Source organism: Candidatus Syntrophocurvum alkaliphilum (assembly GCF_009734445.1).
Taxonomy (GTDB): Bacteria; Bacillota; Syntrophomonadia; order Syntrophomonadales; family Syntrophomonadaceae; genus Syntrophocurvum; species Syntrophocurvum alkaliphilum.
Window position 1 is genome coordinate 1,651,213 of record NZ_CP046457.1, and the last position, 23,695, is coordinate 1,674,907.

General features: G+C 31.9%; 32 protein-coding genes and 1 riboswitch. Of the genes, 9 read left to right on the plus strand and 23 right to left on the minus strand.

The window, feature by feature from the left end:
- Positions 1–89 precede the first annotated feature (89 nt).
- The 3 genes from hydF (at position 90) to SYNTR_RS07970 (ending at position 1,936) form a co-directional block, all read left to right on the plus strand.
- A complete protein-coding gene (gene hydF / locus SYNTR_RS07960) occupies positions 90–1,280 on the plus strand; it encodes a [FeFe] hydrogenase H-cluster maturation GTPase HydF (RefSeq protein ID WP_156204013.1) in 1,191 nt (396 codons plus the stop codon).
- A 150-nt stretch (positions 1,281–1,430) separates the two neighbouring features.
- The gene (locus SYNTR_RS07965) at positions 1,431–1,634 is read left to right on the plus strand and encodes a spore coat protein (RefSeq protein WP_156204014.1); all 204 of its coding nucleotides are present in this window, start codon (positions 1,431–1,433) and stop codon (positions 1,632–1,634) included.
- 14 nt (positions 1,635–1,648) lie between these two features.
- The gene (locus SYNTR_RS07970; protein WP_156204015.1) at positions 1,649–1,936 is read left to right on the plus strand and encodes a spore coat protein; all 288 of its coding nucleotides are present in this window, start codon (positions 1,649–1,651) and stop codon (positions 1,934–1,936) included.
- A 39-nt stretch (positions 1,937–1,975) separates the two neighbouring features.
- On the opposite strand, the gene SYNTR_RS07975 is transcribed toward SYNTR_RS07970, so the two are convergent.
- The 13 genes from SYNTR_RS07975 to SYNTR_RS08035 form a co-directional block, all read right to left on the minus strand.
- Positions 1,976–2,827, minus strand: a complete 852-nt coding sequence (locus tag SYNTR_RS07975; protein WP_156204016.1) for an ATP-binding protein — start codon at positions 2,825–2,827, stop codon at positions 1,976–1,978.
- The gene (locus SYNTR_RS07980) at positions 2,805–3,668 is read right to left on the minus strand and encodes a nucleotide-binding protein (RefSeq protein WP_156204017.1); all 864 of its coding nucleotides are present in this window, start codon (positions 3,666–3,668) and stop codon (positions 2,805–2,807) included. The genes SYNTR_RS07975 and SYNTR_RS07980 overlap by 23 nt, the downstream gene beginning before the upstream one ends.
- A 17-nt stretch (positions 3,669–3,685) precedes the next feature.
- Complete coding sequence (locus SYNTR_RS07985) at positions 3,686–4,033, minus strand: NifB/NifX family molybdenum-iron cluster-binding protein (protein ID WP_156204018.1); 348 nt, start codon at positions 4,031–4,033, stop codon at positions 3,686–3,688.
- A gap of 13 nt (positions 4,034–4,046) precedes the next feature.
- Positions 4,047–4,397, minus strand: coding sequence for a NifB/NifX family molybdenum-iron cluster-binding protein (locus SYNTR_RS07990; RefSeq protein ID WP_156204019.1), 351 nt, complete (start codon positions 4,395–4,397; stop codon positions 4,047–4,049).
- A complete protein-coding gene (locus tag SYNTR_RS07995) occupies positions 4,390–4,773 on the minus strand; it encodes a DUF134 domain-containing protein (protein ID WP_156204020.1) in 384 nt (127 codons plus the stop codon). Before SYNTR_RS07995 ends, SYNTR_RS07990 begins: the two co-directional genes overlap by 8 nt.
- A 380-nt stretch (positions 4,774–5,153) precedes the next feature.
- Positions 5,154–5,549, minus strand: a complete 396-nt coding sequence (locus SYNTR_RS08000; RefSeq protein ID WP_156204021.1) for a hypothetical protein — start codon at positions 5,547–5,549, stop codon at positions 5,154–5,156.
- A gap of 180 nt (positions 5,550–5,729) precedes the next feature.
- Positions 5,730–6,302 carry a DUF4013 domain-containing protein gene (locus SYNTR_RS08005; protein ID WP_197079062.1) on the minus strand — a complete coding sequence of 191 codons (573 nt, stop codon included), beginning with the start codon at positions 6,300–6,302 and terminating at the stop codon, positions 5,730–5,732.
- Positions 6,303–6,371: 69 nt separating this feature from the next.
- Positions 6,372–6,650: a hypothetical protein gene (locus SYNTR_RS08010; protein WP_156204023.1), complete on the minus strand. Its 279-nt coding sequence runs from the start codon at positions 6,648–6,650 to the stop codon at positions 6,372–6,374.
- A 16-nt stretch (positions 6,651–6,666) separates the two neighbouring features.
- Entirely contained in the window at positions 6,667–6,948 is a 282-nt protein-coding gene (locus tag SYNTR_RS08015; protein ID WP_156204024.1) for a hypothetical protein, read from the minus strand.
- A 78-nt stretch (positions 6,949–7,026) separates the two neighbouring features.
- A complete protein-coding gene (locus SYNTR_RS08020; protein ID WP_156204025.1) occupies positions 7,027–7,284 on the minus strand; it encodes a GIY-YIG nuclease family protein in 258 nt (85 codons plus the stop codon).
- A gap of 252 nt (positions 7,285–7,536) precedes the next feature.
- Positions 7,537–8,364 (minus strand): pyruvate, water dikinase regulatory protein, encoded by an 828-nt coding sequence (locus SYNTR_RS08025; protein ID WP_156204026.1) that lies wholly within the window; start codon positions 8,362–8,364, stop codon positions 7,537–7,539.
- Positions 8,365–8,537: 173 nt separating this feature from the next.
- Positions 8,538–9,644: a S8 family peptidase gene (locus SYNTR_RS08030; RefSeq protein ID WP_156204027.1), complete on the minus strand. Its 1,107-nt coding sequence runs from the start codon at positions 9,642–9,644 to the stop codon at positions 8,538–8,540.
- Positions 9,645–9,899: 255 nt separating this feature from the next.
- Positions 9,900–11,975 (minus strand): transglycosylase domain-containing protein, encoded by a 2,076-nt coding sequence (locus SYNTR_RS08035; protein WP_156204028.1) that lies wholly within the window; start codon positions 11,973–11,975, stop codon positions 9,900–9,902.
- Between the two features lie 512 nt (positions 11,976–12,487).
- On the opposite strand from SYNTR_RS08035, the gene minD reads away from it, so the two are divergent.
- Genes minD through SYNTR_RS08050 form a run of 3 tightly spaced genes read left to right on the plus strand, consistent with a single transcriptional unit; the run spans position 12,488 to position 14,184 of the window.
- Positions 12,488–13,300 carry a septum site-determining protein MinD gene (gene minD / locus SYNTR_RS08040; protein WP_243140163.1) on the plus strand — a complete coding sequence of 271 codons (813 nt, stop codon included), beginning with the start codon at positions 12,488–12,490 and terminating at the stop codon, positions 13,298–13,300.
- 15 nt (positions 13,301–13,315) lie between these two features.
- On the plus strand, positions 13,316–13,564 hold the full coding sequence (minE, locus tag SYNTR_RS08045) for a cell division topological specificity factor MinE (protein ID WP_156204029.1): 249 nt from the start codon (positions 13,316–13,318) through the stop codon (positions 13,562–13,564).
- A gap of 5 nt (positions 13,565–13,569) precedes the next feature.
- Positions 13,570–14,184 (plus strand): septum site-determining protein MinC, encoded by a 615-nt coding sequence (locus tag SYNTR_RS08050; protein WP_156204030.1) that lies wholly within the window; start codon positions 13,570–13,572, stop codon positions 14,182–14,184.
- A gap of 106 nt (positions 14,185–14,290) precedes the next feature.
- Here SYNTR_RS08050 and SYNTR_RS08055 read toward each other — a convergent pair whose 3' ends face one another.
- From SYNTR_RS08055 to SYNTR_RS08080, 6 genes are read right to left on the minus strand one after another with little or no spacing between them, the layout of a single operon-like run.
- Positions 14,291–14,494, minus strand: a complete 204-nt coding sequence (locus SYNTR_RS08055; RefSeq protein WP_156204031.1) for a DUF1657 domain-containing protein — start codon at positions 14,492–14,494, stop codon at positions 14,291–14,293.
- Positions 14,495–14,532: 38 nt separating this feature from the next.
- A complete protein-coding gene (spoVAE, locus tag SYNTR_RS08060; protein ID WP_156204032.1) occupies positions 14,533–14,886 on the minus strand; it encodes a stage V sporulation protein AE in 354 nt (117 codons plus the stop codon).
- 14 nt (positions 14,887–14,900) lie between these two features.
- A complete protein-coding gene (gene spoVAD / locus SYNTR_RS08065) occupies positions 14,901–15,902 on the minus strand; it encodes a stage V sporulation protein AD (RefSeq protein ID WP_156204033.1) in 1,002 nt (333 codons plus the stop codon).
- Positions 15,903–16,382 carry a stage V sporulation protein AC gene (gene spoVAC / locus SYNTR_RS08070; protein ID WP_156204034.1) on the minus strand — a complete coding sequence of 160 codons (480 nt, stop codon included), beginning with the start codon at positions 16,380–16,382 and terminating at the stop codon, positions 15,903–15,905.
- Positions 16,383–16,395: 13 nt separating this feature from the next.
- The gene (locus tag SYNTR_RS08075; protein ID WP_156204035.1) at positions 16,396–17,253 is read right to left on the minus strand and encodes a DUF421 domain-containing protein; all 858 of its coding nucleotides are present in this window, start codon (positions 17,251–17,253) and stop codon (positions 16,396–16,398) included.
- Between the two features lie 16 nt (positions 17,254–17,269).
- Positions 17,270–17,476: a DUF1657 domain-containing protein gene (locus tag SYNTR_RS08080; protein ID WP_156204036.1), complete on the minus strand. Its 207-nt coding sequence runs from the start codon at positions 17,474–17,476 to the stop codon at positions 17,270–17,272.
- Between the two features lie 164 nt (positions 17,477–17,640).
- Positions 17,641–17,744, plus strand: a riboswitch (SAM riboswitch).
- Positions 17,745–17,820: 76 nt separating this feature from the next.
- On the opposite strand from SYNTR_RS08080, the gene SYNTR_RS08085 reads away from it, so the two are divergent.
- Both SYNTR_RS08085 and metA read left to right on the plus strand, forming a co-directional pair.
- Entirely contained in the window at positions 17,821–19,104 is a 1,284-nt protein-coding gene (locus SYNTR_RS08085; RefSeq protein WP_156204037.1) for an O-acetylhomoserine aminocarboxypropyltransferase/cysteine synthase family protein, read from the plus strand.
- Positions 19,105–19,141: 37 nt separating this feature from the next.
- Positions 19,142–20,059: a homoserine O-acetyltransferase MetA gene (gene metA, locus SYNTR_RS08090; protein WP_156204734.1), complete on the plus strand. Its 918-nt coding sequence runs from the start codon at positions 19,142–19,144 to the stop codon at positions 20,057–20,059.
- A gap of 81 nt (positions 20,060–20,140) precedes the next feature.
- On the opposite strand, the gene SYNTR_RS08095 is transcribed toward metA, so the two are convergent.
- Together SYNTR_RS08095 and SYNTR_RS08100 are read right to left on the minus strand one after the other, a co-directional pair.
- Positions 20,141–21,103, minus strand: a complete 963-nt coding sequence (locus SYNTR_RS08095) for an MBL fold metallo-hydrolase (RefSeq protein ID WP_156204038.1) — start codon at positions 21,101–21,103, stop codon at positions 20,141–20,143.
- 149 nt (positions 21,104–21,252) lie between these two features.
- A complete protein-coding gene (locus SYNTR_RS08100) occupies positions 21,253–21,432 on the minus strand; it encodes an H-type small acid-soluble spore protein (protein WP_156204039.1) in 180 nt (59 codons plus the stop codon).
- Positions 21,433–21,635: 203 nt separating this feature from the next.
- Between SYNTR_RS08100 and SYNTR_RS08105 the strand changes: the two genes are divergently transcribed.
- On the plus strand, positions 21,636–22,040 hold the full coding sequence (locus SYNTR_RS08105) for a Fur family transcriptional regulator (RefSeq protein ID WP_156204040.1): 405 nt from the start codon (positions 21,636–21,638) through the stop codon (positions 22,038–22,040).
- A gap of 103 nt (positions 22,041–22,143) precedes the next feature.
- On the opposite strand, the gene SYNTR_RS08110 is transcribed toward SYNTR_RS08105, so the two are convergent.
- Both SYNTR_RS08110 and motA read right to left on the minus strand, forming a co-directional pair.
- Entirely contained in the window at positions 22,144–22,872 is a 729-nt protein-coding gene (locus SYNTR_RS08110; protein ID WP_156204041.1) for a flagellar motor protein MotB, read from the minus strand.
- The gene (motA, locus tag SYNTR_RS08115; protein WP_156204042.1) at positions 22,865–23,653 is read right to left on the minus strand and encodes a flagellar motor stator protein MotA; all 789 of its coding nucleotides are present in this window, start codon (positions 23,651–23,653) and stop codon (positions 22,865–22,867) included. The genes SYNTR_RS08110 and motA overlap by 8 nt, the downstream gene beginning before the upstream one ends.
- Between the last annotated feature and the right edge of the window lie 42 nt (positions 23,654–23,695).

Sequence of the window (23,695 nt, forward strand, 5' to 3'; positions counted from 1 at the left end):
TTACCCATAGGGTAAGCTTATGTGTTTTATGGGTATATATTTTGTGGAATGTTAAGAATATAAATAAACAATATAAGGTGGTCTAGAATATGAATGAAACTCCACGTGCTAATCGATTACATATAGGTATATTTGGCAGACGCAACAGTGGAAAGTCTAGTTTAATAAATGCTTTAACTAATCAAGAAATAGCTTTAGTATCTGATGAGCCCGGTACTACTACAGATCCAGTTTATAAAAACATTGAAATACTCCCTATAGGTCCTTGTGTAATTATTGATACTGCTGGTATAGATGATATAGGAGACTTAGGCAATTTGCGCATTGAAAAAACAAAAGAGGTTTTAGAAAAAACAGATATTGCTATACTTGTTATTGACCCTAAATCAAGTATTAGTGACTTTGAGTCTCAGCTAATAGAACAGTTTAAAAAAATTAATATACCTTTTATAACTGTATTATCTAAGTTTGATATTTATAAACCTGACAAAAAAATTTTAGAAGAAAAATTAGAAAATGAACCAAAATTAATAAGTAGTAAAACTGGCAAAGGAATTGAAGAACTGAAAGAAGAATTAATCCAAAAAGCACCTGCTCAGCTTTTAGATAGACCTATTGTAGGAGATCTAATATCTGCAGGTGATGTGTTAATTTTGGTTACTCCAATAGATGCCGCTGCACCTAAAGGTAGACTCATATTACCCCAAGTACAAACAATAAGAGACATACTAGATCATAACGGGCAAGCTCTAGTTGTAAAGGAAACAGAATTGAAAAATGCACTTAAATCATTAACAAGTAATCCTAAATTAGTTATTACAGATTCACAAGTATTTAAGGAAGTAGATGAGATTTTAAAAAAGGATGTTCCGCTTACATCTTTTTCAATCCTTTTAGCTCGCTATAAATGTGATCTACAGTCATTAGTTGATGGAGTAAATGTTATTTCTAACCTTACACCCAATAGTAAAATTTTAGTAGCTGAAGCATGTACCCACCATAGACAAAAAGATGATATCGCTACCAAAAAAATACCCACTTTATTAAGAAAACGTATTGGAGAAAAATTAGAATTTGAATTTAGCTCTGGCAGCACCATCCCACAAAATATACGGGAATTTGATCTTATAATTCATTGTGGCGGCTGTATGCTTAATAGAAAACAAATGCTAAATCGAATAGAAAAAGCAAAATTAGCAGGAGTTCCTATAACTAATTTTGGAATTGTTCTAGCCTATTTAAACGATATTTTAGATAGAGCTTTAAAACCCGTATTATAGTCTCTATCGGTGAGTAATTCATTTAATTCATTTTTTAAATTTTTTGAAATTTAAGTAATGATTAACTACAAACCTTATTTTTTTCGTGATTATTTTATATTAAAGCTGAACAAGCTAAATATGAAAAAAGAAAAAGGAGGTTTTTTTTTAATGCATGATAGAGGATTGGCACCACATGAAATGCTCGAATTGCGAGAGATTCTTCAATTCAAAACAGTTTGTGCTACCAAAGCTGCTGCTATGAGTGACATTGTACAAGATTCAAGACTCCAACAATTATTAATGGCAGATGTTAGTAAGACAAAACAAGAAATACAGGCAATACAAATAATGTTAAACAATACTTTACAATAAGCGAGGTGGAAAATATGGTTTATAAAACTAGTGGTATGGATGTTCTTAATGATCAAATAATAGCAACAGATTTATTAATCACTTCAAAACAAGCAGTAAAATCTTTATCATCAGCTCTTACAGAAATTACTTCTCCTGAAGCAAGAAGAGCAGTTAAACAACAATTAGATGATGCAATCAGATTCCATGAACAGGTTTCAAATTATACTATGCAAAACGGATGGTACGATCCTTATGACTTAAATGAACAAATTAAAAGAGAAATGCAAAGTGCCCAAAGTGTAATGCATATAGAAGGGTAATTTTTTAGGAATAAGGCACCTTAATGTTAGGTGCCTTATTTAAATTTGAGCCATCACTTCATCCCATATAGGCTTTATTATTTTATATATTTTTGGATTATAAACTGGTATTTTTGTGTTTGATAATTGATCAACTATATCTAAACTAAATGGTATTTTACCTAATAGCTTAATATTATAATTAATTGCCCATTTTTCTATTTCCTTTGTTAAAACTTCATTTAAATCATATTTATTAATAATTAATGTAGTTTTAATATTATATTTTTCAACTAGCTCATATACTCTTTTCATATCGTGAAAACCAGAAATATTAGGCTCTGCAACTAATACAACAAGATTAACACCTACTAAAGAAGAAATAACAGAACAACCTATACCAGGAGATCCATCTGATATTATTAAGGGTATGTTTTTTTCATCTGATTTTTTAATAGCAGCTTGTTTTATCTGTGCCACTAATTTTCCCGAATTTTCTTCACCTGGACGCAACTCACCATAGAAAGTTAGTTTGTTTTCTTCTGATATAGATTCAAACCACTTACCAGAGGAAACACTTGTCATATATATAGCATTGGTTGGGCAAATTCTAGAACAAAAAGCACAGCCTTCACACAATAAATCATTTACCTTAAATTCTTCTATAGCATCAAATCTGCATAATTCAGAACATAACCCACATTCTATGCACTGTTCTTTTTTAATAACAGCTGTTTCAGCACCACTATATTCATGTTCTTTTTTAATATTTGGTTTTAGTAATATAGGCAAATTTGATGCATCAACATCGTAATCACAAGCTATACATTTATCAACTAAACTGATAAACGATGATGATAGTGCTGTCTTGCCGGCTCCTCCTTTACCACTAATAACTAATATTTCTTTCACGGCATTCGCTCCTCACTTGGTCCAATAGGCTTTCTATAATCTCTTGTAATTCTGGTAGAATGGTAAAAACATCTTCACCCTTGGCATAAGCGCTTGCTAACTCGACACTAAATGGGATTTTTCCCAAAACAGGTAAATTATATTTTTCTTTTAGTTCTTTAATTACGCCTTCATCACCATCCCATTTATTAATTACTAAGCCACATGGAATTTTTAACATATGCACTGCTTCTAAGGCTAAGTTTAAATCATGAAGACCAAAAGGAGTAGGTTCAACTGCTAATATACAAAAATCAACTCCTCTTATAGCTTCAATCATTGGACATGTTGTACCTGGTGGACAATCCATTATAACCACTGAGGCGTTAGTAGCATAATCTTTAACAGCATTTATTAATGGCGGGCTGTAAGCCTCACCAATTTTCAGCCTACCAGTAAATATCTGCCCTCCATGCACAAGCTTCGCTATTTCAATAGAACCAATGTAATAGTCAATTTCATTTATTGCATTTTCAGGACACAAATAAGAACATGCTCCACATGAATGACACAATTCTGGGAAAAGAGTAATTTCATCCGCCAAAACTGCCAATGCATTGAAGTTACATACTTCAGCACACTCCCCACATAGCGTGCATTTATCATAATCAATTCCCGGTACCGGTCTACTAACATTTTTAGTTTGTACAATGTTGTGTTGCAAAAATAATCCTATATTAGGTTCTTCAACATCTGTATCTAAAACTATTGGATCAACTTCGGCTAATTTTTGGGCTAAACACATAGCAAGAAAGGTTTTACCTGTCCCTCCTTTGCCACTAGCCACAGCTATTTTCACCACATATCTTCCTTTCTATTTTAGGAGTGACAATCACCTGCATGTTCATGTTCTTTACACACTGCACCAGTACTTTGCAACTCATTATTTAAATATTTTTTAATTGCCTCTTCTATTTCCCCTTTAATCCCTACTATTACTTCTATTCCTTCAGAATCAAATAAAATTTGAGCTCTTTCTCCCATACCTCCTGCTATAACTACATTAGTTCCCTGCTCTTTTAAGAACTTTGGTAGTTGCCCCGGTATATGTCCTGGACTTTTTATGATTTTTAACTCCCCTGAATCAATATTGTATAATGCAAATTCTTCACAATGTCCAAAGTGCTGACATATTAAGGCTCCTTCTTTCGGCAATGCTAATATCATTTTAAACCCCCCCTTAATTATTTGCTTGAAGCATTTCTTCTAATTCATTAGTTTTGTATTTCTCTACATTAGCTTTTATGGATTCTTCAGCTTTTGGTATATAAACCTTTATCCCAGCTTTTTGTAATGCTGCAAACGCTTTTGCTCCCACACGATTGGATATTACAGCTTTTACGCCTTTATCAACTACTATTTGTGCTGCTTGAATTCCTGCTCCCTGTTTACTATTACCAGCATTATTAGGAATTGATTCAAAATTGTTGCTTTCTAAATCCCCAATAATAAAATAGGCACATCTACCAAATCTTCCATCAATTTGACCATTTAAACTATCCCCTGAACTACAAACAGCTATTTTACTCATCTTTGTAAACACCTCCATCCTTTGATTCATTTACACAATCTTCATAAGGCTGTAAATAGCGTTCCTCCCTACGGCAATACCCTTTACCTAAACAATAATTGCCACCTTGAATCTTTATGGCTTTTCCATTAATCAAAGCATCTGCAATCTTTTTTCGGGCATCTGCCAAAATGCGCTGAAAAGTCTGTCTTGAAACCTTCATTACATTTGCACATTCCTCCTGTTCTAAACCCAAATAATCTTTTAGTCTGATAGCTTCTATTTCTTCGTAATAGACTGCTATATCCTCTAATTGTTGCATAGATATTCCTTGAGGTTTAAAAAAGTTAACTCCGGGTTCATTAACAATACGTCTACATCTCCTTTTCCTTGACAAAAATATCCCCCCCTTTTATGTTTTGGGCATATGCTCTTTTTTATTGTAATAATTTTGTTAGGATAAGTCAACATTAGTTCTGCAACAAAAAGCAAAACTTAGACTATGGAATCGGTTGAGCAAACATGTTTATCACGCCACTCATCGGTCTTTATCTCCATTTTTTCTTAGCACTTATTATTTAAAATGATTTTTTATTTATACTTAGCCGTGATCAATCACCACGCCTTGCTACTTAAGGACTTAGATAAACAAGTTAGCTCAGCCTTAAGTTTTTTGTAGTTGATTTTTGCAGCAGAATCAATTTTTAGAAATGAAAATTTATTAGAGGTAATAAGAAGGGTTATTAAAAAAAGAGCCAGTTTTTAACTTGGCTCTTTTTATACTTTTCCTCGATTTTTTCTTATAATCTGAATAGCTTGTTGCCTATTTTCTTTATAGGTAACTAGTGTAAGCATAAAAGCCTCTCCTCCTGCACTACCTGCATTAGGATTGCCAATTCCACTTGCTGAATCATGTGCAGCTAATAAAGGATTTGCTCCATCTTCTCCTGATTCATTTGATAATAATGTTATAGCACTAAGTGTAAGTGAATTATTGATAGGACTATTCATTTTAGGATTTTCAGATATACTAAATTGAGATATTTTATCAATTTGTGCTGCCCCAGGCTCAGGTACTAATCCTTGCTTTTTCAATTCATCTAACGCTTTTTGCGCTCTATTGCTAGTAGAAAAATACGCTAAGATACTGCTCTCATCCTTTTCTATTTGCAAAAGCAATCACCTCTACTTTACTTTACCCTAGTTTTTGTAAATACTTTTAATCTTATTCACCTTACACTTTTAGAGAAAAAATAAAGTATTATAACGATTTAAATTATTAAAGGCACCAGAACTATCAGAAAAAATAAAAAGTGTCTTAGTTTTTAACTAAGACACTTTTTATTAAATAAATTAATAAACTGTACCTACATAATGTGAAAAAACAATCCCTACATAAAAAACTAACAATATAGCGATAGCTCCTGCAAAGGGAATAGCTAATACTAAGCTTGAGCCAATATACGAAAGTAAAACAAATGCTAAGTAAGGGAATATAAACCTATCCATTTTCTCAGATAATTTTTTGTACACCTGTTGGAAGTCAAAAGCATCTGCAAAATTTTTGTTCACTGAGTAACTAGCAAGAGCAAAAAATATCATCATACCTGCAAAAATAGTAATAACTATAGACAATAAAACTCCTACAAATGGAATGTTAAACAAAGCAGCGCTTAATAAAATAGGCAATAGAAGATAAACAATAGTAATAAGAAATGAGTAAAGTCCGTCATTAAAAAGTTCACCCCACTCATTCCATTGAGGTAAGGTATAACTATTACTCATCCCTAGTTTTATGCACCTTATATAATAACCTAATACCAAAAGATTTATAATAGGAATGATTGATAAAAGACCTCCAATAACTATTTTCTTTCCCCATTCCCTATCATTTAGTGGAAATTTGATATAGCTTCTTATATCCATTTTTGTCCCTCCCTTTCCCATAACATTATATAACATTATGGCTTTGAGCTGAACAAAAAAAAGGGGCTTTTACTGCCCCTTATATGGTTCTAATTTAGGTTCCCTACTATACTGTTCTTTTATTAAATCTACTCTTTCTGCCCAATATTGAATCTTTCTAATGGCTTCGTCTTCCATAGTTGTATCAACAACTACTACTTCTTTATCATTTATTTGAACTCCTATGTTATAATAGCCATTATGATCTGATCTAATTAAAAGACCAGGAATACGGTCTTTTTCTAATAAACCAATGGTAAACTCATCTAAAGCCATTATGGGAGTTTCATAACTTTTAACATCACCCATTTAAAAACCTCCCTACTTAGTGGTCTTTTATATAGTTTTGTAGATCGGATCCTGCATTATATTTTTGTTTTATTGGTTCAATTTGTGCTACCCAATTTTGCAACTTTGTCTCCACCATACTTTCTTTAACATCTTTATCTACCACCATGATTTTGTCTTCATCCAATTGAAGCCCGAAATTATAGAAACCACTTTGATCATCAGCTGCCACTATTAAACCTTCATATTCTTCTTTTGCATAAGAGCTATTCTTTAGAAACTGTTCTTTATTAACAATTTGCCCTCTTTGTAATTGCATCTTATTGACCTCCTTTTATTTTTTAATCGCTTTAGTTTATTTTTTCCCGTTGAAGGTCTTTTATGTAACATAAAAATTTTAAATTAATTTTGATAAATATAAGCTAATAATATTTAGCTTCTCTTCACGTGTCATCGACTTAATCTTATTCTCTCTTTTTAGAGCCTCACTTTTACTAGTAAAAGACTCCAAATATACTAAATTTACCGGCTTTCTACCTCTAGTATATTTACTTGCTTTTCCAATATTATGTTGTTTTATTCTTTTTTCTATATCAACTGTATATCCGGTATATAGTGTTTTATCACTACATTCCACTATATAAACATATACCAATTGTTCATTCTCCTTTTTAATAAGCATGAAATAACATACTTTTTATTGTTTATGTTATATTATTTGCTTATAATATAAAAAATCCTGTTAATAATCTTTTTTTGAGTTATTAACAGGAGGTAAAATATGCTTATCAGGCAAAGCTTCTTATTAATAAAAATAATCCTTGTTTTTATATTTATATTATATTTGTATTTTTCGACTATCTGGAATTAAAAAAAGCGGGAATTTATCCCGCTTTTTCTTTATATTTTATAATCTACTATGAGAAACCTTTAACGGTAGTTTAAATTTATGAGTTATGGTATTACCTATCTCTTCTATATCATCTAATGTTACATCTATAACTAAACATTTAAACTTTTTATATATTCTATAAGCATTATCTAACTCTTCAGCTACTAATTGTTCTAGTGAATCAATATCTACTGGCAAATCACAACTTTCAAACTTTTCTTTACGTAATTCTATTAGTGTATCTGGATCTATAGTTAATCCTACCATTGGCACTTTACCTTTAAGTGCTATAATTTCATCAGGTATATCTTTTTCTAATTCGATATTGAAATTAGCTACTTTCAAACCTAAATTTGCAAGATGGGTAGAAAGTGGTGTTTTTGATGTACGTTGTAAACCAAGTATAATTAAATCAGCTTCGTGTATTGTTTCTAAGTTTTGACCATTATCATGATCTATTGTCCATTCTATTGCTTCTATACGATTAAAATAATGCTCATCTTTTTGATGCATAAGACCTGTTTTATATGATGGCTCTAGATTAGTTTTATCTTTAATTGCTTCTAGCAATGGTTCTAATGCGTTAATTGCTATAATACCTTTCTCATTAGCTTTTTCATCCATTAATCTAGATAATTGAGGTTTAATTAAAGTATAAACAATAATAGCATCTTCCTTAACAGCTTTTTCAACAACATCTTCTACCTTTTCTTCTTTATTAACTCTAGAAAAACGAGTTATATTACGATCAATTGCAAACTGTATCGCAGATGCTACCGCTATTCTCTCAGCAGTTTCTCCTACCGAATCTGAAACCGCAAAAACATGAATCTTTTCTTCCATTTCATCATCCCCCTTTGTAAGATCTAAAACTTCCTTGCGAGGTGCCTATGTAATATTATATTTCGACACTCTTTGAAGATTTTCCTTTTTTCCTCCCAAAAGAAATATACTTGGTTATAATATTATATGCTTAATCAAGGGAAAATGTTTCTATATTGTTTTTTTTTTTATTTCTAGGTGTATACTTCCAATTTATCCTTTTGTTCATTTAAATAATTACTATCACTACTTAGTATATCACTTAGATTTTGTATCGGTAAATATAGGTCACCTTGATATAAAAGGGGTGCTGATTTTAATAGTTTTGTTTTATCGTTAATGCAATACCTTTTTTCATTAGCTATAAAATTAATGTTCTTACCACCATCTGGATTAAAGCTGAATAACCCATAACCCACTAATTCATTAAAACCACTTTCTCCTAAATCTATGCTTTGGAAATGGAGTAATAATTTTACCCATTCTGGTGATGGATACATTTTAAAACGTTTAAAAAAGCGTGAATAAATAAGTGCTAGAGCTCCAGAAATATGTGGAGCTGCCATAGATGTGCCCGAAAGAAATGTATATTTGCCTCCCGGATAGGTTGAATAGGTATCAACGCCTACGGCTACCAAATCAATCATATCATTTGTGTTACTAAAGTTAGCGTAATTAGTTTTTATATCAACTGCCCCAACAGAGATACTTTCTTGGTAATAGGCAGGAAAGTTAATTATGCTCACCTCATTATCTATATCACTATCATTGCCTGCTGCACACACAATACTAATACCAGATTCATAGGCTTTTTTAATTTCTTTGTGCATTGCAGTGTTAGGAATTGAACTACCTAAGCTTAAATTAATTATATTAACTACTTCTCCTTTTTCCCCCCTCCAATTTCTAACCCACCTTATTCCATTAGTTATATCTTGAAATGAACCTATCCCATATCGATTTAAAACCTTTACAGCTAAAATTTTTGTTTCTGGTGCTACTCCTAATAACTTTTTATTCGCGGCAATTGTCCCAGCTATATGTGTTCCATGTCCATCATAATCCATATAATCTTTTTCATCTCTGATAAAACTAATTCCATCAATAATATTTTTTTCTAAATCGGGATGTGTATAGTCAATACCGGTATCTAGTACTGCAACAACTGTATTTTCACCACGAGTGGAGGGCCAAATTCTTCTAGCAGCTATTAGAGAAACACCAGGTGGACTCCATGGTCTTATATCAAGAGTATCTTCATAAACACCCTTTATTATATGTTTATATTTTTTAATTCTCATAATTTACACCTCCTGTTCTATCCTAGTCAGAAGGTGTAAATATAGTACTAATTCTAGCTAATTAATAGATTAGTTAGGTTGCAACAAACCAATTTTTTCTTTTTGTTAGTAATCCTAACTATAATAGGTTTGTCCGGCTAACTTTGGACTTTAAAACTTGAGATTTTATTTGTATTTCACTGTGATCTTACACCAAGAGCTATTCGAGAATTAGATAAAAAAGTTATCTCATCCTTAATTTTTTGGCAATTACTTTTACAACACAACCAAATTTTCTATTTCATTATCAATTTGATTTTCTTCATCTTCAATTTCATTATTTATTTCGTCTTCTATATCCTCAAACTCTTCTTCAATATCTTCAAACTCATCATATAGTTCATCCTCTATATCCTCAAGCTCTTCTTCAATTTCATCTTCAATAGCTTCTTCAATTTCATCTTCATTTTCTTCAGTTTCATCTTCAATATCTATTATTTCATCTTCTTCCTCATGTGCTTCTTCAGAAGGTAGCACTGGTGATGGTCTTTCTTCAAATATATTTAACCAGTATAAGGTATTCATATAATCTCTAAATATTGGGGCTGCAACCCCACCTCCAGATACACCAAATCCAGTTATTGCTCTGTTGTCAGTATTACCTACCCATAAAGAAGTTACTAATTCAGATGTATATCCTACATACCATAAATCTCGACTATCAGTTGTAGTTCCAGTTTTTCCACCACTAGTTATTGGAATTTGTGCAGCAGTTCCCGTTCCATAGTCAACCACATTCCTTAAGAGGCTATCCATTTGTGTTGCAGTATTACTACGGATAATATTTTTTGATTGATTTCTATGCATGTATAGCTGTCTACCATCTTCATCCTCTATTCTTTTTATTGTATATGCTTTAACCAACTGTCCTTTGTTAGGAAATATAGTATATGCAGAAGTTAACTGAAGTGGCGATATACCTTTAGTCATACCACCTAATCCTAAAGCTAGATGTATATCATCTTCTTCTATAGAAGTTATATTCATTTCTCTTAAATAGGATACCGCTCTATTAACCCCTAACTTACTTAGTATTTCTACTGATGCTACATTATGTGATCTAACTAAAGCCTCTCTTATAGATACCTCTTCCGGAGCTGCAGCACTATAATTTACTGGTCTATAGTCTCCAAAGTCTGTTTCTTTATTATTAACTACACTATCAGGCTCAATTAATAGATGTTCCATTGCAGCAGCATAATAAAGTGGTTTAATTGCAGATCCTGGTTGTCTAGGTCTTACTGCCATATTAATTTGGCTTCGACTAAAATCTACCCCTCCTACCATAGCTCTAATGCTACCATTCCTTGGATCAATAGATACTAGAGCTATATCATTAGCATCTATACCACGATTTTTAATTTGGTTAGCATGATTTTTAACAGTAGTTTCAGCAGTATTTTGCATCTGACTATTTATTGTTGTATATATTTTCAGCCCACCACGATGAAGTTGTTCATTGTCAATATCCTTTTCTAATATCGAAGTTAAGTAAGCCATGTAATAAGGGTGTTTAGTTTGAATCGACTCTCGAGGAATTATGTTTAGGTCTTGTACAGCTATTTTTTTTCCTTCTTCTTCAGATAAAATTCCATCATCAACAAGTATATTTATTACAGTTTGTTGTCTACTTCTAACACCTTCGAAATTATTTTCGGGATTATAAAATTCTGGAGCTTGAATTATACCAACTAACATTGTTATTTGAGCACGATTTAAATCCATAACATCCTTAGCAAAATAATAGCGCGCAGCAGCTCCCATACCAGAAGAACCGCGCCCCATATATATTTCATTTAAATAAATATTTAGTATTTCATCCTTTGAAAACTTCTCTTCTAAAGCTGTAGCAATAAATATTTCTTTAATTTTTCTAGTATAGGTTCTCTCTTGCGTTAAAAAAACTGTTCTAGATAACTGTTGCGTAATTGTGCTACCACCTTCCGCCTTTGTCCCTGTCTGTATGTTCATCCATAAGGCTCTACCAATACCCTTAGCATCAAAACCTAAGTGTTGATAAAACCTCCTATCTTCTACAGCAACAATTGCATCCTTCATAAACTGTGGAAATTCATCACTATATAAACGCTTATAACCAATTCTCTCCATCTCAGTTTCATCATTATAATAAATAATGCTTTGTTCCTTAGGTATATATTCCCAGTCATTAATTCCCGTTGCCATTAGTATTAGACGGGGTGTAGTTTGCGTAATAGATGCCCCTATAAAAAAAAATAAAACGAAAATTACTACTCCCGCTATCATCACGGCTATTTTCGATATAATTTTCATCTTAATTTCTCCTATCTGCAACTTATTTTAGTTAACTAATGCTTACTTTTTTGACTACTTTAATAAGATTATACCTATTATTTAGTATGAACTTATATAAATAAAAAATTACCAATTCTTTAAAAGATATTTAACAAAAGTATTGAATGTGCCGTCTTTTCGAAATAAGATATAGTTGTAAATAAACTTATTATAAATACTACAATCATTTATAATATCTCGATTATTGAAAAATAATGTCTAATCGTGTAATAATATAGTTAAGCCAAAACCCCCTTTAAAATTTAATATAGTAATACCATAATATTTCCCTCTCAAATGAGTCTGTTGCCCCCAACAGACTCATTTTTATTTTGCTTCATTTTTTTCTACTCATAAAATTCTTAGTTTTTCCAAAGTTAGCAGTTTATCCTGATTAAAATATGTTTTACAATAAAGTAAAGTTTGTTTATGTCGAAATAATAAATAAGTGATAATAGAACAGGCATTAACTTGTTTGAAGGAGGAACCTTATGGAAAAGAAAATGACTGACAGTCAAGTGATAGTTGTAACCTCTGGTAAAGGAGGCGTTGGAAAAACAACTACTGTAGCAAATATCAGCACCGGTTTAGCTAGATTGGATTTTAAAGTAGTAGTATTAGACTTAGATATAGGATTAAAAAAACTTGATTTAATACTTGGGTTAGAAAACCGCGTTATTTACGATATAGTACAAGTAATAGAAGGGGAGTGCTCATTAAGGCAAGCCTTAGTAAAAGATAAACGATTCCCATCTTTATATATGCTCCCCGCTGCTCAAAGCCGTAATAAAAATGATATTACATCAGAGCAGGTAATAAATATATGTGATCAACTAAGAGAAGATTTTGATTATATTATTATTGATTGTCCAGCTGGAATTGAGCAAGGCTTTAATAACTCTATCGCGGCTGCTGATAGAGCATTACTAATAACAAACCCTGAAGTTTCCGCTGTTAGAGATGCAGATAGAATTATTGGAATACTTGAATCTAGTGGATTTACTGACATAAAGCTAATCGTTAATAGAATTGAACCAGAAATGGTTAAAAAGGGAAATATGTTAAGTATTGAAGACCTTTTAGAACATTTGTATATAGAGCTAATAGGTATTGTTCCTGAAGACAAAAATGTAATTATTTCAACCAATAATGGAGAACCAATTATATTAAATAATCGCACCTCTGCTGGATTGGCATTTTCTAACATAGCTCGTCGTATAACTGGTGAAGACGTTGAATTTTTAACGATGGAAACTGACAGCTTTTGGACAAAGCTTAAGCGCAACTTATTTGTAAGCAAATAAGAGGAGGGAAAATAAATGATAGAATTTCTCAAAAAATTTTCTAAAGGAAAAGACTCTAGTCGTACAAAAGCAAATCAAAGATTAAGATTAGTTCTAAGCCATGACCGATTAGGGGCTTCTTCTGCTTTAATGGATAATCTAAAAGAAGAGATAATTCAAGTAATAGCTAAACACGTCGAAATAGACGGCACACCACAGGTTAACTTTATTTCTAAAGGCAAACACTCTGCATTAGACATAAACATCCCTTTAAAAGGTAGGTAATAGTATTGGCACTTGTAAACATAAAAGGAATTAACGGCAATTTAGTATTTATATTTGAAAGCGGAAGTATAGATGAAATAAAAACTTATTTAAAAAATAAATTTGATGAAACTCCTAATTTATTCAAAGGTTCTCCAGTTGTTTTTACAGGTAATGCCTTAAATGATTTAAGTTTAGAAGAAGTTATTTCATTGCAAAAAATGTGCTTAGATCATGGAATGGTTTTAAATAATACTCAAAATATAAAAACTTCTAAACACAAATCTAATGAAAAACATCAATTTATATATAAAACTATCAGAAGTGGGCAAAAAATACATAGTCAAGGATCACTAGTTATTTGGGGAGATGTTCACGAAAGTGCTGAAGTTACTGCTGGAGGAGACATAATAATACTAGGTAAATTAAAAGGTATTGCTCATGCAGGTATTTATGGTGATATGGAAAGTATTATTTTTGCATTAAACTTTAATCCAAGCCAAATACGAATAGCGAATAAAATATCACGTAATTCTGATGAAGAAATTGATAGAAACACTTCAGAAATTGCTTTTTTAGAAGATGGTAGTATATGTGTAAAACCTTATAATTCAAGAAACAATAACACTAAAAACATGTAAATACTGTAAAGTCAGAATATAAACCGGGTAAGCGACGTAATAAACGCGTTTGCTCACCCGCTTAGTAGATTTATGGTTTATATTTTATTTTTAAAACAATAGAAAGCTATTGCTTGTATTGAGGTTCTTGTTCCTCAATATAGTTTTGCCTTTTTTTCATTTGCTTTAGCATAGTATCTAAATCTTGAGCATACTTGTTAAATTCGTTTTTTACTTGTTGATCTTGAACCTCTAAGGCAAAAATTTTCATTTGAGATGAAGCACTTTGAAGACCGGCAATTGCTTGTTGAAATTGTGTTCCTACTGTCATTTATAAATCCTCCTTTCTTTTTTATTAGATATTTATATTTAACCCTTAGGCTTAAAGAGTAAAGCTGCTATAAATCCAAAGATTATAGCTGCTGATATACCTGCACTTGTTACTTCAAAAATTCCAGTTAATACCCCTATAATGCCATTTCTATCTGCTTCAGCTAAGGCGCCTTGTACTAGTGAATTACCAAAACTACTAATTGGCACTGAAGCTCCTGCTCCCGCAAATTCTATTAAGGGTTCATATAACCCAAACCCTCCAAGAACTGCACCACTTACAACTAATGTAACCATAGTATGTGCAGGTGTTAGTTTTGCTACATCCATAAGTAATTGACCTATAACACAAATTGCTCCTCCTACTAAAAATGCTATTGCAAATTGTTCCAAATTATATGACCTCCTTAAGCCTCTATTGCTACTGCATGAGCTACACAAGGAATACTTTCTTTTTGTTGATACGACATTGGTGATAATAGGGCTCCAGTTGCAACTACTAAGATTTTTTTAAGCTTTCCTTTTTTCATCTGTTTTAGTAAATGACCATAAGTTACTGTAGCAGAACATGCACAGCCACTTGCGCCCGCAAATACCGGTTGGTCTTGTCTATATATCATTAATCCACAATCATTGAATTTCTCATCCGGTAGTTCAACTTTATGTTTTTTTAACAAGTCAGAAGCAATATTAAAACCAACTCTTCCTAAATCACCAGTTACGATTAAATCATAATAGGTATGATCTCTATTTAAATCTCTAAAATGAGCTTGGATAGTATCTACTGCTGCAGGTGCCATAGCTCCCCCCATATTAAATGGATCTGAGATGCCCATATCAACTACCTTCCCTATTGTTGCAGTTGTTATTTTAGGCCCATCTCCTTCTTGGCTAACTAAAGCAGCTCCTGCCCCAGTAACACTCCATTGAGCTGTAGGTGGTTTTTGAGCACCATATTCGGTAGGATATCTAAATTGCTTTTCAGCTGCACCATTATGTGAAGAAGTACCTGCTAATGCATAATTAGCAGCTCCACAATTTACCATGGTAGCGGCTAACGATAAACTTAGCATCGAACTAGAACAAGCACCAAATACACCTATATAAGGGACTGCTAAAGTACGTGCAGTAAAACTAGAGGATATTATCTGATTCATTAAGTCTCCGGAAAAAAATAACTGAACATCATTTTTTGAAACTCCAGCCTTATCTAGAGCTTTTTCACACGCCTGTTCCAAAAGTTTCTTTTCTGCCTTTTCAAAGCTATCTTGTCCTAACCATATATCATCATGGAGTATATCAAAATCATCGGCAAGATTTCCTTTGGCTTCAAAGGGTCCCCCAACAGCTGCTGCTCCTTTAATAATTGGTTTGTTATCAAAAACCCACGACTGATATCCTGTTAACACTTACATCCCACCTAACGCTTGTATAGTTAATTTAATCAGTGCTACAACAAAAGCAGCAAAAACCCCAAAGACGATAACTGAACCAGCTAGTTTAAACATATTGCCTCCTACACCTAAAACAAACCCTTCACTACGATGCTCTATTGCGGATGAAGCAATTGAATTAGCAAACCCTGTTACAGGTACTGCAGTGCCGGCTCCAGCCCATTGAGCTATATGGTCATAAACACCTAGTCCAGTAAGTAAAACTGCTATAATTATTAAACTAGCCACAGTAGGGTTACTCGCTTGAATTTGAGAGAAACCAAACTGTGTCATATAAAAATATTGAAATGCTTGTCCAATAGTGCAAATAATACCTCCAACTAAAAATGCAATAACACAGTTTTTAAGCACAGGTCTTTTTAATTCTCTTTCTTGGGCAAAATCCTGGTATTCTTGTTGAGTAGGAGTTAGGTTTTTACGCTGTTTATTTGACATATATCTCTCACCTCTAACGTAGTAAATAAGGTCTTAGTTTATTTATAAGTTGCTCTATAATTTGTGCATTTTTTTGATACATTTTCTTAGCCTCTTCATTTTCGGTTTCTAAGTAAAAGGACATTAGATTAGCATGAATGTTTTCTAAATTAGCAAAAACTAATTCTTTTACATTTGTTTGATCTACCTCTATAGCATCATCAAAAAGATCTAAATATAGGTTTCCTGAAGTATCTACTTGGCCAACAAAAACATTATCTAGCGAAACACCCGATGTTTCTAGTTGTTGTTTAATCCATTCCTTATTTAACCCTAAAGAAGTTAGGCCTTCATTTATTATGCTCCCATCAAGGATAACTGTTTCTGGTTCAGTTTCAGGTGCAACTTTACGTTCCATGTCGTGTGCAGTTATAGGTTTTTTGTTAGCCTTTAATAATACATTTATATTGCCCGTGTTTTCCATTACCGCAAACTCTATATCCGCTAAGTTAAAAATATCTTTTTGTCTTAATTCGCGTGTAAGTTCCTCTGCTGAATATCTTACCCGCATTAGGTTTTCTTCTAAAATTTTGCCCTGCTTTATAAGTATTGTTTCTCGTCCGTAGAATATATCATGTACAACTTTGCTTTTAATAGAAAGATAATCTAAGGCTATAGGTAAAGCAAACCAAATTCCTAAAGCTATTAAACCATGCACTATCGGGATCATATTTACAGATATTAAGGCAGCTAATATTGCTATAACTACATAGGTAACAAAATAAAATGGAGTTGTTCGAACTGGGTGTCTTTTACCTAAAATTCTTAATATAAAGAAGGCTAGAAAAAATATTAATACTGAGCGTAATAAGATTTCAATCCAAGGTTCCATATATCCACCTCACCTTTTAGTTGCCTTTATAATCAGGTTCTTGATATTCTAAAGATCTTACTCTATCTTGCAAATCACTTATAACTTTATCTATAGTATCTACAGACTCTTTATAAACTTCTTTTTCTTCAATTGATTTAGTCTGCTCTGCATAAATTTTCAAGGTGCCTTGAACACTTTTAACACTTGCTAAAGTTTGTTTAACTTTTGATCCAACTGTCATATTATCACTCCTATCTTGATTAATTTTTACATAGGACATAGATTTAATTCATAAGTTTAGCATTTAATATTTTTCCAATATAAATTTAATAATAAATATAGTGACATCTAAAAAAAAATCTTATATACTACTAAACAAGTAAAAATTAAATAAGAACAAAAGGATTCTTATCGAGAGTGGTTGAGGGACTGGCCCGATGACACCCAGCAACAGCTAGTTAAACTAGTAATGTGCTAATTCCTGCAGGATTAATCCTGAAAGATAAGAAGGCTTCAGCATAAACTGATGTCACTTCTTATCAAGAAGTGATTTTTTGTTTTTTAAATTATAAGGAGGATTTATTTATGTCTGATAAATGGGGCTTTAATACCAAATCAGTCCAAGGAGGATGGCAACCCAAGGCTGGTGAACCCAGAGTACTTCCAATTTATCAAAGTACAACCTATAAGCAAGATGACCCTGACTTTGTAGCTGACTTATTTGATCTAAAAGAAAACGGGTTTTTCTATACCAGGCTAGCAAATCCTACATTATCTGCTTTTGAAGAAAAAATATCTCTTTTAGAAGGTGGCGTAGGTGCAGTATCAACTTCTTCAGGTCAAGCTGCAATTATGTATGCACTTTTAAATATTTGCCAAGCTGGAGAACATATAGTTACTGCTTCAACACTTTATGGTGGAACACATACTCTTATGGCATCCACTTTTAAAAAATTTGGAGTTGAAGTAACCTTTGTTGACCCTGATTTAGATGCAGAAGAAATAAAAAAGCATTTTAAACCGGAAACTAAAGCATTATATGGCGAAACAATAGGTAATCCTCGTTTAAATGTATTAGATTTTAAAAAGTTTAGTAAAATTGCTGAAGAAATGAAAGTACCTTTAATTGTTGACAATACCTTTCCAACCCCTTATTTATGTAGGCCCTTAGAACATGGTGCAAATATTGTTGTTCATTCCGCAACTAAATATATAGATGGTCAAGCAACCAGTTTAGGTGGTGTAATAGTTGACGGAGGAAACTTTAACTGGAATAATGGAAAGTTCCCTGAATTATCAGAACCAGACCCTAGTTACCACGGATTAAAATACTGGGAAACATTTGGTAATCAAGCATATATAGTTAAAGCTAGAGTACAACTTTTAAGAGATATGGGTTCTGTATTAAGTCCCTTCAACGCATTTTTATTAAACTTAGGAACTGAGACCTTATCATTAAGAATGGCTAAACATAGTGAAAATACTTTAAAACTAGCTGAGTATTTAAATAATCATGATAAAGTAGAATGGGTTTGGTATCCACTACTAAAAAATCATCCATCATATGAATTAGCTAAAAGATATTTGCCATTAGGAGCTAGCGGTATGTTAAGCTTTGGCATAAAAGGTGGGAACCAAGCGGGCAAAAAGTTTATTAGTAATGTAGAGTTAGCTTCTTTAGTTGTACATTTAGGTGATGCTAGAACATCAGTTATACATCCAGCTAGTACAACTCATCGACAACTAACCAAAGCAGAGCAAGAAGCTTCTGGAGTAGCCGAAGACTTAATTAGAGTATCAGTAGGTATCGAGGATATTGAAGATATTATTGCTGATTTTGAACAAGCCTTAAATAAGGCTGTAGGATAATTTTTATTTAGTACTACGTTAAGAAAGGAAAATGACTATGCCTATTATAATACCACAAAATCTCCCAGCAGCTGAAACTTTAGTTAAAGAAAATATTTTTGTAATGAATGAACATCAAGCTATAAAACAAGATATTAGACCACTGCAAATTGCAATATTAAATCTAATGCCAACTAAAGTGGTTACTGAAACACAATTATTAAGAGTATTATCAAACTTTCCAGTTCAGATAGAAATAGATTTGATTTCTACTGAAACTTATGAGTCGAAAAATGCACCTGAAGATCATTTAAAAAATTTCTATAAAACATTTAATCAAATAAAAAACAAGAAATATGATGGTATGATAATTACTGGGGCTCCAGTAGAAAAGCTGCGTTTTGGAGATGTGATTTATTGGAAAGAGTTAAAAGAAATAATGAATTACACAAAGTATAATGTAACTTCTACTTTCCATATTTGCTGGGCTGCACAAGCTGCACTATACTATCATTACGGTGTTCATAACTATGTAGTAGAAGACAAAATTTTTGGCGTTTTTGAACACAGAGTTCTAAACCCTAGATCAGAGTTATTACGTGGTTTTGATGATGTTTTCTACTTACCACATTCTAGATATTCAGAAATGCATCGTGATGAAATAGAACAAATTGATGAAATAGAAATTTTAAGTGACTCTGATGAAGCAGGTATATTCTTAGTAGCAAGCAAAGATGGAAAATATGTTTTTGCTAGCGGACATGCCGAGTACGATCCTTTTACATTAAAACTCGAATATGAAAGAGATATTGCTAAAGGGCTTGATATACATGTACCAAAAAATTACTTTAAAGACGATAACCCTGAACTTGATCCTATTGTTAGATGGCGTGCCCATGGCAGTCTTCTGTTCACAAATTGGCTAAATTACTTTGTATATCAAAAAACTCCATTTGATATTAACGAAATTAAGTAAAAGGTGCTAAAAACACCTTTTACTTAATAATTAAAAACTGGTTTCACAGTATTTGTAGTTACTTTTGCAGCCGAATCAAAACTATATTAATATGTAAGCTAACTTATCATTTACTAAACTCCTTTTAACCATTCCACGATTTTCCAGGTATTTTAAATGTGAAATGACCTCGCCAGTAGCAAACCATTTTTGAGGTGTTGGAAATTCATTCCAATCACTATAACTTAAATCCCAATTAATTTTTGATGCTACCTGAAAAGCATTTAAAGTATTATCCTTAATAACAGCCATAATATCCCTTAGTCGTTTATTATGATGATCTTTTAGTTCCTCAACTCTTTTATTAAGATCATTAAATATCATTCTATGTGCAGGAAGAACTAAATCAACATTTAATTTCCTTGTTTTTTCTAAGCTGGCTAAGTAATCCTTTAAGGGATCATCCTCATCTGTCCATAATGAAATATTAGGAGTAATTTTATATAGTATATGATCACCAGAGACTAAAATTTTTTTATATGGTTCATATAAGCACATATGTCCTCTAGTATGACCTGGTGTAGAAATGCAAGTAAATTTATAATCACCAATTATTATTTCATCCTTTTCTTTAACTATAGTAAAGTCTATTTTACTACCAGGTGCATATTTATAACCAGGATGTTTTAAAATAGTATCTTCATCAGCAGGAAAACCATTCTTTAAAGCATAACCAAGCATACCCTGCCAGTTTCCACTACTGTTTATATATGCCGCATCTACTCTACTACAATATACCCTAGAATTTTCTTTAGCCAAATATGGAACAAGTCCAGTATGATCTGAATGTAAATGAGTTATAAAAATATCAGTAATATTTAAATCTATTTCAAGTTGTTCTAAAGCTTGTTCCATTGCAGTAATACATTCTTCTCTATTCATACCAGTGTCTATTAAAAGATTACGATCTTTGGATTTTATTACATAGGAATTAAGAGATTTAAGCGGATTATTTGGTAATGGTATTTCAATTTTATATAATTGTGAATTTATAACTTCAATCATCGTATCACTCCCTTCAATTAATTTTACATCATTATAATTACATGTTATATAATCAAAGTAAATTTTTGCAAACAGAAAAATAGGTATTGAAAATATCAATACCTATTTTAAAAAGACACCACAGTCAAACTACCCATGATATCTTACTATTAGTTTACTAAGACTTCATTAAGTTCATTTAATGGCACCACAATTTTCTCGTCAGTATTTAACAATCGTACTTCTGCTTTATTATTTTTTACTCCTTCAATCCAAACAAAGTTATTTTCATGTAATACATCTATAATCTGTGGTGAATCTATTATTTCTTTAGCTCTACTAGAATCCAAATAATCACCTCGTTCACCTTTTTTATTATAATGCCTCTAAATATTTATTTTTATAAATTATTTAAAATTTTATTTTTTTATATTATTTGACAACCAAATAATTTTTTATATATGTTATTTGTAATAGTTTCATGTTTGTTGTATTTACATCAAAAAGGTGCTATTATCAGATTATAATGAATACAAAAAGGAGGGCTAAAGTAATGACAAACAATGCATATTTAGGACAGCACCTATCTGATTATGGTATAAAGCCCTCATATCAGCGTATAAAAATATTAGAATTTTTATTAAACAATCGTATACATCCTAATGTTGACCAAATATACAAGGAACTAGTTTCAGAATTACCAACTCTATCAAAAACAACTGTCTATAATACTCTTAACTTGTTTATTGAAAAAGGTTTAGTACAAATGCTAACTATAGAAGAAAATGAAACTAGATATGATATAGATACTTCTGTTCACGGGCATTTTAAGTGTAACAATTGCGAAGAAATATATGATTTTTCAGTAAGTCTATCAACAGATGAACTTAAGGATTTCAAAATTAAAGAGAAATACGTATACTTTAAAGGTGTATGCAAAGACTGCAGTACCAAGTAATTTTTAATAGTGGTAGGGAAACTCTAAGTTAAAATTTAGCTCAGCCTTAAGTTTTTGTAGTTACTTTTTGTAGCATAATCAAAATTAATAATTTATAATTCATTTACGGCGTATGTATTCTTTGAATTAGTAGTTCTACTCTCCTATTTAAGGCCCTTCCTTCTGCTGTTTCATTTGTTTCCCTAGGTCTATACTCTCCGTAAGCTACTATTGAAAACCTATCTGCTTCTAATTTATCATTATTTAACATAAAGTACATAACATTTATTGCTCTATGAAAACTTAGCTCCCAATTTGAAGGAAATTGCCTTGTATTAATAGGTACATTATCAGTATGTCCTGCTATTTGGATAGGATTTTCTAATTCAGTTAAAATATCAGCTAAATCTTTCAGAACATCCTTAGCTTCAGGGTGTAATTCTGCCCTCCCCGATTCAAATAAAGCTACATCTTGAATGGTTATTAGAAGCCCCTGTTCAGTTACGACATTAGAAACAAAACCATCTATACCTTTTTCTTTGAAGTAATAGTCTAGCAGCACCTTATATTGGTGTAGCTGTCTATCTTCTTTTGCATAATCACTTGGTTCAGCTTCATCAATCATTTCTGTTATACTATCATCAACAATTCCAATGTCTTTTTCCATAACCCCCGCTCCACCTACAAATACTGTTTCTAAAGTACGTCTTATTTCATCAAATTTATCTTGATCAACTTGGCTTATAGCGAAAAGTATAACAAATAATGCCAAAAGTAATGTTAGCATATCAGCATATGGAATTAACCAGCTTTCATCCATATGTTCTTCATGCTTTTTTTTCCTTTTAACCATCTATATCTGAACCTTCCTCCATTAATTGCCTTTGTTCAGGAGTTAAAAAAACCATCATTTTTTCTTTAATTTGCACTGGGTTACTACCACTTTGAATAGATATTAATCCTTCTAAAATCATAGTCTTAATAACAATTTCTTCTTGAGACTTACGTTTCAATTTGTTAGCAAATGGATGCCATAATACATAACCAGTAAATATTCCAAAAAGTGTTGCAACAAATGCTGCTGCAATTGATACACCTAATGCATCAACATCATCTAAAGATCCTAAAGCACCTATAAGTCCTATAACCGCACCTAAAACTCCTAAAGTAGGTGCATAAGTACCAGCTTGGGTAAAAACTAAAGCACCACTAGCATGTCTTTCCTCCATCATTACTATCTCTGTTTCCATATAGTCTCTTAAAAATTGCTCATCTTGTCCATCAACAATCATTTGTAGCCCTTTTTTAATAAATGGATCATCTATTTCTGCCATTTGCGTTTCAAGTGATAACAAACCATCTCTACGAGCTTGATATGCTAAGTCTACAATCATTTGTATTATATTTGCAGGTTCATATAATTTTTGTTCAGTAAATAATATTTTAAAAAGTTTAGGAACTCTTTTGATTTCTTTCATGGTAAAAGCATTTAAAATACATGCTATTGTACCAACAAATATTATTATTAATGCAGCTGGATCAATTAATACAGCCGGGTTTGAACCTTTAGCCATAATTCCTCCTAAAAGAGTTACAGCTGCAAGAATCATCCCCAAAATAATAGGTCTATCCATATTTCTCCCACTCCACAACAACTTTAATTATTACAATATCTT

Bases quoted from the DNA above. Each gene is read 5' to 3' on its own strand.
- SYNTR_RS08080 (WP_156204036.1), bottom strand. From the start codon at position 17,476: ATGACAGTTGGATCAAAAGTTAAACAAACTTTAGCAAGTGTTAAAAGT.
- minD (WP_243140163.1), top strand. From the start codon at position 12,488: ATGGAAAAGAAAATGACTGACAGTCAAGTGATAGTTGTAACCTCTGGT.
- SYNTR_RS08025 (WP_156204026.1), bottom strand. From the start codon at position 8,364: ATGGAAGAAAAGATTCATGTTTTTGCGGTTTCAGATTCGGTAGGAGAA.
- metA (WP_156204734.1), top strand. From the start codon at position 19,142: ATGCCTATTATAATACCACAAAATCTCCCAGCAGCTGAAACTTTAGTT.
- SYNTR_RS08010 (WP_156204023.1), bottom strand. From the start codon at position 6,650: ATGGGTGATGTTAAAAGTTATGAAACTCCCATAATGGCTTTAGATGAG.
- SYNTR_RS07970 (WP_156204015.1), top strand. From the start codon at position 1,649: ATGGTTTATAAAACTAGTGGTATGGATGTTCTTAATGATCAAATAATA.
- SYNTR_RS08055 (WP_156204031.1), bottom strand. From the start codon at position 14,494: ATGACAGTAGGAACACAATTTCAACAAGCAATTGCCGGTCTTCAAAGT.
- minE (WP_156204029.1), top strand. From the start codon at position 13,316: ATGATAGAATTTCTCAAAAAATTTTCTAAAGGAAAAGACTCTAGTCGT.
- SYNTR_RS08015 (WP_156204024.1), bottom strand. From the start codon at position 6,948: ATGCAATTACAAAGAGGGCAAATTGTTAATAAAGAACAGTTTCTAAAG.
- SYNTR_RS08110 (WP_156204041.1), bottom strand. From the start codon at position 22,872: ATGGTTAAAAGGAAAAAAAAGCATGAAGAACATATGGATGAAAGCTGG.
- hydF (WP_156204013.1), top strand. From the start codon at position 90: ATGAATGAAACTCCACGTGCTAATCGATTACATATAGGTATATTTGGC.
- spoVAC (WP_156204034.1), bottom strand. From the start codon at position 16,382: ATGTCAAATAAACAGCGTAAAAACCTAACTCCTACTCAACAAGAATAC.
- SYNTR_RS08085 (WP_156204037.1), top strand. From the start codon at position 17,821: ATGTCTGATAAATGGGGCTTTAATACCAAATCAGTCCAAGGAGGATGG.
- SYNTR_RS07985 (WP_156204018.1), bottom strand. From the start codon at position 4,033: ATGATATTAGCATTGCCGAAAGAAGGAGCCTTAATATGTCAGCACTTT.
- SYNTR_RS07965 (WP_156204014.1), top strand. From the start codon at position 1,431: ATGCATGATAGAGGATTGGCACCACATGAAATGCTCGAATTGCGAGAG.
- SYNTR_RS08030 (WP_156204027.1), bottom strand. From the start codon at position 9,644: ATGAGAATTAAAAAATATAAACATATAATAAAGGGTGTTTATGAAGAT.
- SYNTR_RS07990 (WP_156204019.1), bottom strand. From the start codon at position 4,397: ATGAGTAAAATAGCTGTTTGTAGTTCAGGGGATAGTTTAAATGGTCAA.
- motA (WP_156204042.1), bottom strand. From the start codon at position 23,653: ATGGATAGACCTATTATTTTGGGGATGATTCTTGCAGCTGTAACTCTT.
- SYNTR_RS08035 (WP_156204028.1), bottom strand. From the start codon at position 11,975: ATGAAAATTATATCGAAAATAGCCGTGATGATAGCGGGAGTAGTAATT.
- SYNTR_RS08105 (WP_156204040.1), top strand. From the start codon at position 21,636: ATGACAAACAATGCATATTTAGGACAGCACCTATCTGATTATGGTATA.
- SYNTR_RS08005 (WP_197079062.1), bottom strand. From the start codon at position 6,302: ATGGATATAAGAAGCTATATCAAATTTCCACTAAATGATAGGGAATGG.
- SYNTR_RS08075 (WP_156204035.1), bottom strand. From the start codon at position 17,253: ATGGAACCTTGGATTGAAATCTTATTACGCTCAGTATTAATATTTTTT.
- SYNTR_RS08095 (WP_156204038.1), bottom strand. From the start codon at position 21,103: ATGATTGAAGTTATAAATTCACAATTATATAAAATTGAAATACCATTA.